This is a genomic window from Streptococcus constellatus (genome assembly GCF_902167705.1).
GTDB classification, from domain to species: Bacteria; Bacillota; Bacilli; order Lactobacillales; family Streptococcaceae; genus Streptococcus; species Streptococcus constellatus_A.
In genome coordinates this window covers 1-15,208 of record NZ_CABHMZ010000019.1, presented here as the reverse complement: position 1 = coordinate 15,208, position 15,208 = coordinate 1, and the positions used below count along the sequence as shown (strand labels likewise).

Here is a 15,208-nt window from a genome sequence, read left to right as displayed (position 1 = left end):
ATGATAAAATGGATAATTTTGATATTTATAAATTAAAAGAAGCTGGTTTGACCAACCAACAAGTTATCAATGTATTGGAATATGCAGAAATACATGAAAAAGAATTGTCAGCCAAAGATATGGCAGTTGTTTCAGAATGCCGCAATCCAGCTCTTTTCATTGAAAAATACTTGCAGTTAGATGATGATTTATTACGTCAAGAATTTGAAAAGTTTCCGTCCTTTTCTATCTTGGATGATGTATATCCCTGGGATTTGAGCGAAATTTACAATCCACCTGTTCTCCTTTTCTACAAAGGAAACTTAGATTTATTGAAATTACCGAAAGTAGCCGTTGTGGGAAGTCGCAATAGTAGCCGAACAGGCAGCCAGTCTGTTCAAAAAATTATTAAAGAGTTAAACAATGAACTAGTTATCGTGAGCGGCTTAGCGCGCGGAATTGATACATCAGCTCACATGGCAGCATTGCAAAATGGCGGTCGTACTATTGCCGTTATTGGAACAGGTTTAGATGTTTTTTATCCAAGAGCCAATAAAAAACTTCAATCTTATTTGGGAGAACACCATCTGGTGCTTAGTGAATACGGTCCCGAATCAGAGCCATTGAAATTTCATTTTCCAGAACGGAATCGCATTATAGCAGGTTTGTGCAGAGGCGTTATTGTCGCTGAAGCCAAAATGCGCTCAGGAAGCCTAATTACTTGTGAGCGTGCAATGGAAGAAGGACGAGATGTGTTTGCTATTCCAGGGTCAATTGTAGACAGAAGGAGTGACGGCTGTCATCATTTGATTCAAGAGGGTGCAAAGTGCATCACATCAGGCGCTGACGTACTTTCTGAGTTCCAATTTTAAAATAAGTTCTCCTATAAGAGAATGCTACTAGTTGACATCTTAAAAAAAATAGTTTAAACTCTATGAGGTTTATTACTTTTAGAAGGTGTTTGCATTGGTAACGAAAACAAAGAAAAAAACAACAGCTAAAAAGAATCTGGTGATTGTAGAATCGCCAGCTAAAGCAAAAACAATTGAAAAATATTTAGGGCGGAACTACAAGGTTTTAGCCAGTGTTGGACATATTCGCGATTTAAAAAAATCTACCATGTCCATCGATTTTGAAAACAACTATGAGCCAGAATATATCAATATTCGTGGGAAAGGCCCTCTTATCAATGATTTGAAAAAAGAAGCTAAAAAAGCGAAACAAGTCTATCTTGCGAGTGACCCGGACCGTGAAGGAGAAGCTATTTCTTGGCATTTGGCTCATATCTTACATCTGGATGAGCAAGATAAAAATCGTGTTGTTTTCAACGAAATAACGAAAGATGCAGTTAAAAACGCTTTTAAAGAACCGCGCCAGATTGATATGGATTTGGTAGATGCTCAACAAGCGCGTCGTGTTCTTGACCGTATTGTGGGGTATTCTATCTCTCCAATTCTCTGGAAAAAGGTCAAAAAGGGATTGTCAGCTGGACGTGTGCAATCTGTTGCCTTGAAGCTCATCATTGACCGCGAAAACGAAATCAATGCCTTTAAACCAGAAGAGTATTGGACGATTGACGGAACTTTCAAAAAAGGCACTCGTCAATTTCAAGCCAACTTTTACGGCATGAATGGTAAGAAGATGAAACTTGCTACCAACGATGAAGTAAAAAACGTTCTTTCTCATATCAAAGGCGATGAATTTACTGTCGAAAGCGTTGAGAAAAAGGAACGCAAACGTAATGCACCGCTGCCTTACACAACGTCATCTATGCAGCAAGATGCTGCCAATAAAATCAATTTCCGAACTCGCAAGACCATGATGGTCGCTCAGCAGCTCTACGAAGGAATCAATATTGGTTCTGGTGTGCAAGGTTTGATTACCTATATGCGTACAGACTCCACTCGTATTAGTCCAGTTGCTCAAAACGAAGCTGCAACCTTCATTACAGACCGTTTTGGCGAGAAATATTCTAAACATGGCAGCAGAGTCCGAAATGCTTCTGGTGCACAAGACGCTCATGAAGCTATTCGTCCGTCAAGCGTGTTCAATACACCTGAAAATATCGCAAAATATCTAGATAAAGATCAATTAAAACTGTACACGCTGATTTGGAATCGTTTTGTGGCTAGTCAAATGACTGCAGCAGTATTTGACACTATGAGTGTGAAATTGGGACAAAACGGTGTTCAATTTGCTGCAAATGGTAGTCAAGTTAAATTTGACGGTTATCTAGCTATTTACAATGATTCTGATAAGAATAAAATGTTGCCTGATATGGAAAAAGGCGATACAGTGAAACGGGTCAATACCAATCCTGAACAGCACTTCACACAACCCCCAGCACGCTATTCAGAAGCAACTTTGATTAAGACTTTGGAAGAAAATGGTGTCGGTCGTCCGTCAACTTATGCACCAACAATTGAAACGATTCAAAAACGCTACTATGTAAAATTAGTTTCTAAGCGCTTTGAGCCAACTGAACTTGGTGAAATTGTCAATTCCTTGATTGTTGAATTTTTCCCCGATATTGTCAATGTGAAGTTTACCGCTGATATGGAAACCAAGCTAGATGATGTTGAGATTGGAAAAGAGCAGTGGCAAAAAGTTATTGATGAATTTTATAAACCGTTTGAAAAAGAAGTTGCAAAAGCAGAAACTGAAATGGAAAAAATTCAAATCAAAGACGAGCCTGCTGGATTTGACTGCGAAGTTTGTGGAAGTCCTATGGTTATCAAATTGGGGCGCTATGGTAAATTCTATGCATGTAGCAATTTCCCTGACTGTCGTCACACCCAAGCAATTGTTAAAGAAATTGGTGTCGAGTGTCCTAAATGTCATCAAGGGCAAATTATTGAGCGCAAAACCAAACGCAATCGCCTTTTCTATGGTTGTAATCGCTATCCAGATTGTGACTTCACTTCTTGGGATAAACCGGTTGGTCGCTCTTGCCCGAAATGTGGTCAGTATCTTGTAGAAAAGAAAGTTCGCGGTGGTGGCAAACAAGTTGTCTGCAGTAATGGTGACTATGAGGAAGAAAAAGTAAAATAAGCTAAAGATGTTTACATAATTTATTTTATGTAAATTTTCTTTAATGTAGCAAGGGAAACTGTATGAAAGAGAAATTTGATGAATTTTTAAAAATTGCAAAGGAATTGAATGGAATTGGAATCACTCCTTTGCTTATGGGCTCACTAGGGCTTGAACAGGTAACTGGTCGATACTGGCAAGTGCGAGATATTGATATCCATGTGCCGGGAGACCCAAGAGGCTGGGAGGCACCTGATGAGGAGCGGATTTATGATTTTAAAAAGATTGAAGTAATTATGAATCGGCTTGGTTATCACTTAGTAGATCTGCATGAGCATGAATTTCAAAAGGAAGATCTATCAGTTGAGTTTGGTGCTATGAATACTTTGGAAGACTTTGCTGGGATTCCTTTAGATGAATTAGCGAAATATCAAACAGCGGGAGTGGTTTATTTCCTTCCTAACGCAGAGCAATATCTCAGCATTTACCGAGCATCTTCGCAAGATTCTTATCGGAATGAACAAAATAATGATAAGGATTTTGCTAAAATTGCCTATTTGGAAAAGCTTTTAAATCAATAGATAGAAGATAAGAAACATCAGTTGATGTTGTTGATAAAACTATTTTTATTTAGTGATTAGCATAATCATTGTAGAAAGTCTCACTCGTCAGTAGAGGCTTTTTCTGTTATAATAGTAAAGAATAATTAGAAAGATTTGTGGGAATCTCTTCCCAAAGAGGTATTCGTTTCATGTCTCAATCTTACATCAATGTCATCGGAGCTGGTCTAGCTGGCAGTGAAGCAGCTTATCAGATTGCTAAACGTGGTATTCCTGTTAAGCTGTATGAAATGCGCGGAGTGAAATCTACTCCGCAACATAAGACTAGCGAGTTTGCAGAACTAGTTTGCTCTAACTCTCTACGGGGAGATTCGCTGACAAATGCAGTTGGTCTCTTAAAAGAAGAAATGCGCCGTTTGGATTCCATCATTATGCGAGTAGCAGAAGCTACACGCGTACCAGCTGGAGGGGCGTTGGCAGTTGACCGAGACGGTTTTTCAAAATCAGTCACCGATGAGTTAAGTAACCATCCTTTCATTGAGGTTATTCGTGAGGAAATTACTGAACTTCCTGATGATACGATTGCTGTTATTGCGACAGGGCCTTTGACAAGTGATGCACTTGCTGAAAAAATCCACGCGCTAAATGATGGAACTGGATTTTACTTTTATGATGCGGCAGCACCGATTGTAGATATCAATACGATTGATAGGGAAAAAGTTTATCTCAAGTCTCGTTATGATAAGGGAGAGGCCGCTTATCTCAATGCTCCTATGACTAAGAGTGAATTTATGACTTTTCACGATGCTTTAGTCAATGCTGAAGAAGCACCGTTAAATATCTTTGAAAAAGAAAAATACTTTGAAGGCTGCATGCCGATTGAGGTGATGGCTAAGAGAGGGATAAAAACCATGCTCTATGGACCTATGAAGCCAGTTGGTTTGGAATATCCAGATGACTATAAAGGACTTCGTGATGGTGAATTTAAAACACCATATGCAGTTGTGCAGCTTCGTCAGGACAATGCAGCTGGAAGTCTTTATAATATCGTTGGATTTCAGACACATCTTAAATGGGGCGAACAAAAGCGTGTTTTTCGGATGATTCCAGGATTGGAAAATGCAGAATTCGTTCGATATGGTGTGATGCACCGTAATTCTTACATGGATTCACCAAATCTTCTGACTCAAACTTTCCAGTCTAAAAAGAAAGAGAACATTTTCTTTGCTGGCCAGATGACTGGTGTAGAGGGATATGTGGAATCTGCTGCATCTGGACTGGTAGCTGGTATCAATGCAGCCAGACTTTTCAATGGAGCAGAATCACTGGTCTTTCCAGAAACAACTGCTATTGGAAGTTTACCTCATTACATCACGCATGCTGACAGCAAACATTTCCAACCAATGAATGTCAATTTTGGAATTATCAAAGAGTTGGACGGTCCTCGGATTCGAGACAAGAAAGAGCGGTATGAAAAAATAGCTGAACGAGCGCTACAAGCTATCGAAAACTATCAAAATCTCTAATTTTCTCCTGTAAAAGATAGAAATAATGAGGATTTGTTACAAAAGTGTTAAAAAAGTTAGGAAATTCCTAACTTTTTTGCATATTTTATGATATAATAGATAAAAATTTTGAAAATAGAAAGTTTTCTGATAATGAATCAATCCTATTTCTATCTTGAAGTAAGAGAACATGAATTAGAAGTACCTTACACTAAACAAAAACGTCGTGTTCGGGTGCTTCTTCCTAGAAATTATGAACAAGATACTAAGAAATCCTATCCTGTAGTTTATTTTCACGACGGTCAAAATGTCCTTTACAGCAAGGAGGCCTTTAGCGGTCATTCTTGGAAAATTATTCCAACAATTAAGCGAAATCCGGACATTGAAAAAATGATTGTGGTGGCTATTGACAATGACGGTTTTAATCGAATGAATGAGTATTCTGCTTGGAAATATCAGGAGTCGGCTATTCCAGACATGCAATTTGGGGGCAAGGGGACAGAGTATGCTGAATTTGTCATGGAAGTTGTCAAACCCTTTGTTGACGAGCATTATCGCACCAAATCAGACAGAACACATACAGCCATGATTGGTTCTTCCTTGGGTGGAAATATTACGCAGTTTATGGGAATTGAATACCAAGAGCAAATTGGTTGCTTAGGTGTTTTCTCATCTGCAAACTGGCTACACCAGGAAGCGTTCAATCGTTATATAGAACGCCATAACCTATTAGCAGATCAGCGTATTTATATTTATGTCGGAACGGAAGAAGTCGATGATACGGATAAAACCTTGATGGCTGGCAACATCAAGCAAGCTTATATTGATTCGTCATTAACCTACTTTCGTCAGTTAATTGCGGGCGGTTTAGATTTGGAAAATCTGTTGTTTCATATCCAATCTGGGGCAGAACACAATGAAGTAGTCTGGGCTGAGCATTTGCCTGACTGCCTTCGTTTCTTTAGTGAAAAATGGTAAATAAATCAATTAAAAATATGAGGAGAGAGTATTTATATGCATGTTGAATTTTTAAGTCATTGGAGCGGTCATTTAAATCGTGAAATGTATGTGAATCGTTATGGACACGCTGGGATGCCTGTAGTCGTTTTTGCTTCATCAGGAGGCAGTCACAATGAATATGCAGATTTTGGTATGATTGAGGCTTGTTCATGGTTTATCGAAACAGGAAAAATCCAATTTTTCACTTTGAGTAGTGTAGATAGTGAAAGTTGGTTGGCTGATTGGAAAGCTCCTCACGACCGCGCAGAAATGCACCGAGCTTATGAGCGCTATGTCATTGAGGAAGCCATTCCTTTTATCAAGCATAAAACAGGTTGGTTTGATCCAATGATGACGACAGGTTGTTCTATGGGAGCCTATCATGCTGTCAATTTCTTTCTCCAGCACCCCGATGTCTTTAACAAGGTCATCGCCCTCAGTGGAGTTTACGATGCCCGCTTCTTTGTCGGTGATTGTTTAGATGATGAAGCAATTTATCAAAATTCACCAGCAGATTACATTTGGAATCAAAACGATGGCTGGTTTATTGACCGCTATCGCAATGCTGATATCATTGTCTGTACAGGACTTGGTGCATGGGAGCAGGACGGACTACCTTCTTTCTATACCTTAAAAGAAGCCTTTGAGCATAAGAACATTCCTGCATGGTTTGCTGAATGGGGATATGATGTTTCGCATGACTGGATTTGGTGGCGTAAGCAAATGCCTTATTTTCTAAGTCAATTAAACTTATGATTAGAAAGGAAATAATATTATGAACTATATCGTTATTTCACCTTATTATCCACAAAATTTTCAACAATTTACCGTTGAACTTGCTAACAAAGGAATTACTGTTTTAGGGATTGGGCAAGAGCCTTATGATCAATTAGATCAACCTCTGAAAAATGCTTTAACAGAATATTTTCGTGTGGAAAATCTAGAAAATCTTGATGAAGTGAAACGTGCTGTAGCTTTCCTTTTTTACAAGCATGGACCAATTGACCGCATTGAGTCACACAATGAATATTGGTTGGATCAAGACGCAAAATTGCGTGAACAATTTAATGTTGTAGGACCAAAACCAAAAGACTTGAAAAAGACAAAATTTAAGTCTGAAATGAAGAAACTCTTTAAAAAGGCTGGAGTTCCTGTCGTTCCTGGTCAAATTGTAAAAACCTTGCAGGCAGTTGACATGGCTGTCAGTAAAATTGGACTTCCGATGATTGCGAAGCCAGACAATGGAGTTGGTGCAGCAGGAACTTATAAACTTGAAACTACTGAGGATGTTGAACAATTTAAACAAGAGTGGGATAAGCAAACCGTTTATTTCTTTGAAAAATTCGTTGATTCTGGACAAATTTGTACGTTTGACGGATTACTGGATTCAAAAGGAAATATTGTGTTTTCAACGACTTTTGACTATGCTTATACTCCTTTAGACTTAGTTTTGAATCATTATGAAAACTCATATTATATTATAAAAGACATGGATCCAAAATTACGTCAATATGGAGAAGCTATCATTAAAGCGTTTGGCATGAAAGAACGTTTCTTCCATATTGAATTTTTCCGTGACGGAGATGATTATATTGCCATAGAATATAACAATCGTCCAGCAGGTGCTTTTACGATTGATTTGTATAACTTTGCTCACTCCATTGACCTTTATCGTGGGTATGCAGATATTGTGAATGGTGAACCTTTCCCACAACCTCAAGTTGAAGCACAATATGGCTTGGTTACTTCACGCCGTTCAACCTCAAATTATGTGTATTCGGAAGAAGAATTGCGTGCGAAGTACGGCGATAAATTAAAAGCGGTCAAAATCATGCCAAAGGCATTTGCAGACTTACAAGGAGATGTTCATTATATTTTGACAACACCAAGTCGTTCGGAAATCGATCAAATGATAGAGGATTTTGGAAAAAAGTAGAAAAACAGTAATTTGTGAAATTTTAGTTCAATCAATTCAAATCAGCTTGCCAGTAAGGCGAGCTGATTTGAATTGTGAAATTCTGCAAGCATAAATTTTGACAGTTTTTTTAGGATTGGTTAGAATGTGATTGTAGAAATCAAGTTTAGAAAGGTAAAAAATATGGCAATGTTAGATAAAAATCTCTTATTAGAGATGTTTCGGAAGATGGAAGAAATCCGTCGGATGGACTTGAAAATTGCTCAACTCGTAAAAAAGGGGAAAGTTCCAGGTATGACTCACTTTTCAGTTGGAGAAGAAGCAGCAAGTGTTGGAGCTATGTTGGCCCTCGATCCTGATGATTTGATTACATCTAACCATCGTGGTCATGGTCAGGCGATTGCTAAAGGAATTGACCTAAATGGCATGATGGCAGAAATCATGGGCAAATACAATGGAACCTGCAAAGGAAAAGGCGGCTCCATGCACATTGCTGATTTGGATGCTGGAAATTTAGGGGCAAATGGTATTGTCGGCGGAGGTATGGGAATTGCAGTCGGTGCAGCCCTTACTCAGCAAATGCACCATACAGGAAAGATTGTCGTTTGTTTCTTTGGTGACGGAGCAACGAACGAAGGTGTTTTTCATGAAGCAGTTAATATGGCCTCTATTTGGAAGTTGCCAGTGATTTTTTATTGTATCAATAATGGTTATGGTATTTCTGCGGATATTAAGAAAATGACCAATATAGAGCACATTCACGAGCGCAGTGCCGCTTATGGCATTCCTGGGATGTTTATTCCAGACGGGAACAATGTCATCGATGTCTATGAAGGTTTTCAAAAGGCTGTTAAACATGTTCGAAGTGGTAATGGACCTGTCTTGATTGAAAGTGTCACTTATCGCTGGTTGGGCCATTCTTCATCTGACCCTGGTAAATATCGGACGCGCGAAGAAGTAGAAGAGTGGAAGAAAAAAGACCCAATCGAAAATCTTCGTAAATACTTGCTAGCAAATCAGATTGTAAGCGATGAAGAGTTAGAGGCTATCCAAGCAGAGGTTAAAGAAGCAGTAGAAGCATCTGTAAAATTCGCGGAAGAAAGTCCATTCCCACCACTTGAGTCAGCTTTTGAAGATATTTATGCAGATTAAAGAGAGGAGATTGAATAATAATGGAAACAAAAACAATGTCCTTCCGTGACACCATTATCCTTGCCATGTCTGAGGAAATGCGTCTTGATGAAAATGTGTTGTTAATAGGAGAAGATGTCGGCATTTTCGGAGGAGATTTCGGAACATCCGTCGGAATGTTAGAAGAATTCGGTCCAGAACGAGTACGTGATTGTCCAATTTCTGAAGCAGCTATTTCGGGAGCTGCAGCAGGAGCAGCAATGACTGGACTACGCCCGATTGTAGATATGACCTTCATGGACTTTTCTGTGATTGCCATGGATGCAATTGTCAACCAAGCCGCTAAAACACGTTATATGTTCGGTGGTAAAGGTCAGGTTCCGATGACAATCCGCTGCGCAGCTGGAAATGGTGTCGGTTCAGCTGCTCAACACTCGCAATCTTTGGAATCTTGGTTTACACACATTCCGGGCTTAAAGGTCGTGGCACCAGGCACTCCTACAGATATGAAAGGCTTGTTAAAATCCTCAATCCGCGATAACAATCCTGTTATTATCCTTGAGTACAAATCAGAATTCAACCAAAAGGGAGAAGTTCCACTTGACCTTGATTATACAATTCCTCTCGGTGTTGGTGACATCAAAAAAAAGGGAACGGACGTGACAGTTGTGACTTATGGGAAAATGCTCCGTAGAGTCATGCAAGCAGCTGAAGAATTGACAGAAGAAGGCATTTCGGTAGAAGTGGTGGATCCACGTACTTTGGTACCTCTGGACAAGGATATCATTATCAACTCAGTCAAAAAAACAGGAAAAGTCGTTCTGGTCAATGATGCCCACAAAACCAGTGGTTATATCGGTGAAATTTCCGCTATCATTTCTGAATCAGAAGCATTTGACTATTTGGATGCACCAATTCACCGCTGTGCTGGCGAAGATGTTCCTATGCCCTATGCTCAAAACCTTGAAAACGCTATGATTCCGACAGTTGAAAGTATCAAAGATGCTATCCGTAAGACTTATCATAAAGAGTAAACTGGAAATAAACGGCAAATTTAGTTTTACATAACCTTAATTATGTAAAACAATTAAAAATTTACCCCCGATTTTTGCTAATATTAACAGTAGAAACTTTGTGAAAACAAAGAAATAGGGCAAATAGTGCCTCAACCAATGAATTATTTAAGAATGAGAGAGATCATGGATGACAAAAAATTAAGAGCGACCCCTGCGGCTCGAAAGTTAGCAGATGAACTGGGCATCAACCTCTACGATGTACTTGGTTCAGGAGCCAATGGTCGTGTTCATCAAGAAGATGTAGAAAATTATAAAGTAAAAAATGTTGTAAAAATATCCCCGCTTGCAAAACGGATTGCGAAAGAGCATAATATTGCTTGGCAGGAAATCCAAGGGACAGGCGTGCACGGCAAGATTATGAAAAAGGATATTCTGGCTTTGCTGCCTGAAAATGTTGAGTCAGACAGCATCAAGTCACCTGCTCAGATTGAGAAAGGGGAAGAAATACCTGACACCATCACTCCTTATGGAGAAATTGAACGCCTTCCAATGACGCCAATGCGGAAGGTCATTGCAAAACGAATGGTGGATTCTTATCTGACAGCACCAACTTTCACTCTCAATTATGATGTAGATATGACAGAGCTGCTGGCGCTACGCAAGAAGGTTTTAGAGACAATTATGGAAGCGACAGGAAAGAAAATTACGGTCACGGATTTGCTTTCTATGGCAGTTGTCAAAACTTTGATGAAGCACCCTTATCTTAATTCGTCTCTGACAGAGGACGGGCAAACTATTATTATGCACAATTATGTTAATCTGGCTATGGCTGTTGGTATGGACAACGGGCTTATGACACCGGTGGTTTACAATGCCGAAAAAATGAGTCTGTCTGAGTTAGTCGTTGCCTTTAAGGATGTGATTGAACGGACTTTAAATGGAAAATTAGCACCAAGTGAATTGCAAAACTCAACTTTTACGATTAGTAATCTAGGAATGTTTGGTGTTCAATCGTTCGGACCAATTATCAATCAGCCCAATTCGGCGATTTTGGGAGTTAGCTCAACCGTTGAAAAACCAGTCGTAGTGAACGGAGAGATTGTTATTCGACCAATCATGAGTCTTGGATTAACCATTGACCACCGAGTTGTGGACGGTATGGCAGGTGCTAAATTCATGAAAGACCTAAAAGCACTGATTGAAGATCCGATTTCAATGTTGGTGTAAAAAAAGTTAAAATGAGAGGAAAATAAAAACATGGCCTTAGAAGTAATTATGCCAAAAGCCGGCGTTGATATGACAGAAGGACAGATTGTTCAATGGAATAAAAAAGTTGGCGAATTTGTAAAAGAAGGAGAAATCCTTCTGGAAATCATGACAGATAAAGTCAGCATGGAGTTAGAAGCAGAGGAAGACGGCTATCTGATTGCTATCTTGAAAGGAGACGGTGAGACTGTTCCTGTAACGGAAGTTATCGGTTATCTAGGCGAAGAAGGAGAAAATATCCCAAGTGCAACTGCTGCTCCCGCAGAAACAGCTACACCTGCTGCGACTTCTGCAAATCATGATGGCAAGAGTGATGACGCTTATGATATTGTGGTTATTGGTGGCGGACCAGCTGGTTATGTGGCAGCGATTAAAGCCGCTCAATTAGGTGGCAAGATCGCCCTGGTCGAAAAGTCTGAACTGGGCGGTACCTGCCTCAATCGCGGCTGTATCCCGACCAAGACCTATCTCCACAATGCAGAGATTATCGAAAATCTGGGCCATGCAGCCAACCGTGGTATTATCATTGAAAATCCAAACTTTACCGTCAATATGGATAAAGTTCTGGAAACTAAAAACAAGGTTGTCAATACACTTGTCGGAGGCGTTGCAGGTCTGCTTCGCAGCTACGGCGTTGATGTTTACAAAGGAATTGGTACCATTACCAAAGATAAGAATGTCTTGGTGAATGGTGCTGAACTTCTTGAGACCAAGAAGATTATCTTAGCTGGTGGATCAAAAGTCAGCAAGATTAACGTTCCAGGAATGGAATCACCACTTGTTATGACTAGCGATGATATTCTAGATATGAAGGAAGTTCCAGAAAGTTTAGTAATCATTGGTGGTGGCGTTGTTGGTATTGAGCTAGGACAGGCTTTTATGACCTTTGGTAGTAAGGTGACGGTTGTCGAAATGATGAATCGGATTGTTCCAGCTATGGATGCAGAAGTCTCTAAAAACCTTCGGATCATTCTTGAGCGCAAGGGCATGACCATTTTGACAGAGACCAAGTTGGAAGAAATTATCGAAGAAAATGGCAAGCTCCGCATCAAAGTTGCAGGAAAGGAAGATATCATAGCTGATAAAGCTTTGCTTTCTATCGGACGAGTGCCTGATTTGGAGGGAATTGGCGAGGTTGACTTTGAACTAGACCGCGGTCGTATCAGGGTCAATGAATATATGGAAACTTCTGTTTCAGGAATTTACGCGCCTGGAGATATTAACGGTACCAAGATGTTGGCGCATGCAGCTTTTCGTATGGGAGAAGTAGCTGCAGAGAACGCTCTCAAAGGCAATCACGTAGTTGCTAAATTAAATCTAACTCCAGCAGCTATCTACACTTTACCAGAAGTTGCGGCAGTCGGTCTGACAGAAGAACAAGCTCGTGAAAAATACGATATAGCTATCGGTAAATTCAACTTCGCAGCAAACGGACGAGCAATTGCATCTGATGCTGCTCAAGGATTTGTCAAGGTGATTGCTGATAAGAAATACGGAGAAGTTCTCGGTGTTCACATCATCGGTCCTGCTGCAGCTGAGTTAATCAATGAAGCCTCTACTATCATCGAAATGGAAATAACAGTAGAAGAAATGCTCAAAACCATTCACGGTCATCCGACATTCTCAGAAGTTATGTACGAAGCATTTGCAGACGTACTTGGCCTGGCTATTCATGCTCCGAAGAAAAGATAAGAGGCACGATTGAGATGAAATACATTATTAACAACAGTAATGATACAGCTTTTAACATTGCTCTTGAGGAGTATGCCTTCAAGCATCTCCTTGATGAAGATATGATTTTCTTGCTTTGGATCAATAAACCGTCTATCATTGTCGGACGTCATCAGAATACCATCGAAGAAATCAATCGCGACTATGTCCGAGAGCATGGCATTGAGGTTGTTCGTCGTATCAGCGGAGGCGGAGCTGTCTATCATGACTATAACAATCTCAACTACACCATTATTTCCAAAGAATCTGAGAACAAAGCCTTTGATTTTAAGAGCTTCTCTATTCCGGTCATCAAGACTTTGGAAGAATTAGGTGTAAAAGCAGAATTTACAGGGCGTAACGATCTGGAAATTGACGGAAAAAAATTCTGTGGCAATGCTCAGGCTTACATCAATGGCCGAATCATGCACCACGGTTGCTTGCTGTTTGACGTCGAATTATCTGTCTTGGCGAATGCCCTAAAAGTTTCCAAGGACAAGTTCGAGTCCAAAGGTGTCAAATCTGTTCGAGCTCGTGTAACCAATATCGTTGATGAATTGCCTGAAAAGATTACTGTCGAGCAATTTCGTGACCTCCTGCTAGACTACATGAAGAAAGAATATCCAGAAATGACAGAATATGTCTTCTCCGATGATGAACTAGCTGAAATCAACCACATCAAGGAAACCAAATTTGCTACTTGGGATTGGAATTATGGCAAATCACCAGAATACAATGTTCGTCGTGTCACCAAATTTACTAGCGGTAAAGTGGAAATCTTTGCCAATGTTGTTCAGTCAAAAATCGAAAACATCAAAATTTACGGAGATTTCTTTGGAATCGAAGATGTGGCAGCAGTAGAAGAAATTTTGAAAGGCGTCAAGTATGAGCGCGAGGACGTTCTACATGCTCTTGAAAAACTAGATATTGCTCGCTATTTCGCTGGAATTAGCCAAGAAGATATTGCAGAAGCGATTGTGGGCTGACACAGCCCCTTTGTCAACAAAAAAAGATAACCTGTATGCTTAGGTTATCTTTTTGTAAAATATTTGTGATAGAATAAAGGATAAAGAGTGAAGAAAGAGAGGTTATACTTGTTAAAAATCAATCACTTTTCTATTTTCTGGTGGATATTTAACAAGTAAGAGTTCTATGCAAACAGTTCCTTTTGAAACACTTGGTTTATTTGAACAGCTGGACCGTACGGTTATGGCTTTTATCAAAGATTCTAGTGATACGATTTACGTCAGCATTGCGCAGGAAGATTTTGAAAAGATAAATTGCAAGAATAAGTGCAACATTTACTCTAACTCATCCACTAGAGCTTCATAAGCAGTTCTGTAAGCTAAACATTTTCGTGGTCGGTGATTGATATCATATAAGGCCTTGTTCAAAGCCTCATCAGAGATAGCAGCTAAATCTGTTTTCTTTGGGAAATATTCTCTTAGTAAGCCATTTGCGTTTTCATTACTTCCTCTCTGCCAAGATGAATAGGCGTCCGCAAAGAAAAAGGAAATTCCTAAATTCTCTACTAGAGGATAGCAGGCGAACTCTTTTCCCCTGTCTGAAGTGAAGGTTTTAAGAGTCTCTTTTGGAAATAGCTTACAAAGTTGTTCGATGGCTGAAAACATGGCTTTGGCTGTTCTATCTGGTATCTTGAAGGCTAAGTAAAAACGAGTTTTTCGCTCTAGAAAAGTCGCTAAACACCCCTTGCTTTTGCCTCTGGAAGACACTACAGTATCAAGCTCCCAGTGGCCAAAAGTTTCACGATTCCGAACCTCTTTAGGACGTTTGGCAATCGGCGTGCCAATCCTAAATGTCCCACGTGTTTCTTTGGGTTGTCGAGTTCTTCCTTTACGACGGAGGACGCTTAAATCCAGATCAATCAAACCAGCATAGAGCCAGTTATAGATGGTTTTAAAAGCTACCATTGGCTTTTGTTCAAGCTGATAGCGCCCACAAATCTGTTCAGGCGACCAGGAGGATTTTAAACCGTTCTCAATTTCCTTTTTCAACTTTGGTGTTAAACAAGACTTCCGACCTTTTTGCTTAGCCCTGTGGTCGTACTGTTCCTGTGCTAAGACTGCGGAATAACCA

General features: G+C 39.9%; 14 protein-coding genes. 13 read left to right on the top strand and 1 reads right to left on the bottom strand.

Annotation, left to right across the window (positions count from 1 at the left end):
• Positions 1-8 precede the first annotated feature (8 nt).
• From dprA to FQ204_RS05420, 13 genes are all read left to right on the top strand, one after another.
• Positions 9-851 carry a DNA-processing protein DprA gene (gene dprA, locus FQ204_RS05480; RefSeq protein WP_144209600.1) on the top strand — a complete coding sequence of 281 codons (843 nt, stop codon included), beginning with the start codon at positions 9-11 and terminating at the stop codon, positions 849-851.
• An 85-nt stretch (positions 852-936) separates the two neighbouring features.
• Positions 937-3,030 carry a type I DNA topoisomerase gene (gene topA, locus FQ204_RS05475; RefSeq protein WP_144209597.1) on the top strand — a complete coding sequence of 698 codons (2,094 nt, stop codon included), beginning with the start codon at positions 937-939 and terminating at the stop codon, positions 3,028-3,030.
• 62 nt (positions 3,031-3,092) lie between these two features.
• Complete coding sequence (locus FQ204_RS05470; protein WP_144209594.1) at positions 3,093-3,590, top strand: nucleotidyltransferase family protein; 498 nt, start codon at positions 3,093-3,095, stop codon at positions 3,588-3,590.
• 170 nt (positions 3,591-3,760) lie between these two features.
• A complete protein-coding gene (gene trmFO, locus FQ204_RS05465) occupies positions 3,761-5,095 on the top strand; it encodes a methylenetetrahydrofolate--tRNA-(uracil(54)-C(5))-methyltransferase (FADH(2)-oxidizing) TrmFO (RefSeq protein WP_144209592.1) in 1,335 nt (444 codons plus the stop codon).
• A 132-nt stretch (positions 5,096-5,227) separates the two neighbouring features.
• Positions 5,228-6,052, top strand: coding sequence for an alpha/beta hydrolase (locus FQ204_RS05460; protein WP_144209589.1), 825 nt, complete (start codon positions 5,228-5,230; stop codon positions 6,050-6,052).
• 36 nt (positions 6,053-6,088) lie between these two features.
• On the top strand, positions 6,089-6,829 hold the full coding sequence (locus tag FQ204_RS05455; RefSeq protein ID WP_106100409.1) for an esterase family protein: 741 nt from the start codon (positions 6,089-6,091) through the stop codon (positions 6,827-6,829).
• A gap of 19 nt (positions 6,830-6,848) precedes the next feature.
• Positions 6,849-8,009 (top strand): acetyl-CoA carboxylase biotin carboxylase subunit family protein, encoded by a 1,161-nt coding sequence (locus tag FQ204_RS05450; protein ID WP_106079310.1) that lies wholly within the window; start codon positions 6,849-6,851, stop codon positions 8,007-8,009.
• Positions 8,010-8,171: 162 nt separating this feature from the next.
• Positions 8,172-9,140, top strand: coding sequence for a thiamine pyrophosphate-dependent dehydrogenase E1 component subunit alpha (locus FQ204_RS05445; RefSeq protein ID WP_144209586.1), 969 nt, complete (start codon positions 8,172-8,174; stop codon positions 9,138-9,140).
• 20 nt (positions 9,141-9,160) lie between these two features.
• Complete coding sequence (locus tag FQ204_RS05440) at positions 9,161-10,153, top strand: alpha-ketoacid dehydrogenase subunit beta (RefSeq protein WP_144209583.1); 993 nt, start codon at positions 9,161-9,163, stop codon at positions 10,151-10,153.
• Positions 10,154-10,318: 165 nt separating this feature from the next.
• Positions 10,319-11,362, top strand: coding sequence for a dihydrolipoamide acetyltransferase (locus FQ204_RS05435; RefSeq protein WP_144209580.1), 1,044 nt, complete (start codon positions 10,319-10,321; stop codon positions 11,360-11,362).
• A gap of 30 nt (positions 11,363-11,392) precedes the next feature.
• Positions 11,393-13,093, top strand: a complete 1,701-nt coding sequence (gene lpdA, locus FQ204_RS05430) for a dihydrolipoyl dehydrogenase (protein WP_144209577.1) — start codon at positions 11,393-11,395, stop codon at positions 13,091-13,093.
• 14 nt (positions 13,094-13,107) lie between these two features.
• Entirely contained in the window at positions 13,108-14,097 is a 990-nt protein-coding gene (locus tag FQ204_RS05425; protein WP_144209574.1) for a lipoate--protein ligase, read from the top strand.
• A gap of 166 nt (positions 14,098-14,263) precedes the next feature.
• Positions 14,264-14,443 carry a hypothetical protein gene (locus FQ204_RS05420; protein WP_144209571.1) on the top strand — a complete coding sequence of 60 codons (180 nt, stop codon included), beginning with the start codon at positions 14,264-14,266 and terminating at the stop codon, positions 14,441-14,443.
• Here the strand turns inward: FQ204_RS05420 and FQ204_RS05415 are convergent.
• Positions 14,413-15,208 (bottom strand): IS30 family transposase (locus FQ204_RS05415; RefSeq protein WP_144207726.1); only part of this gene is annotated, 796 nt, incomplete at its 5' end. The genes FQ204_RS05420 and FQ204_RS05415 overlap by 31 nt on opposite strands.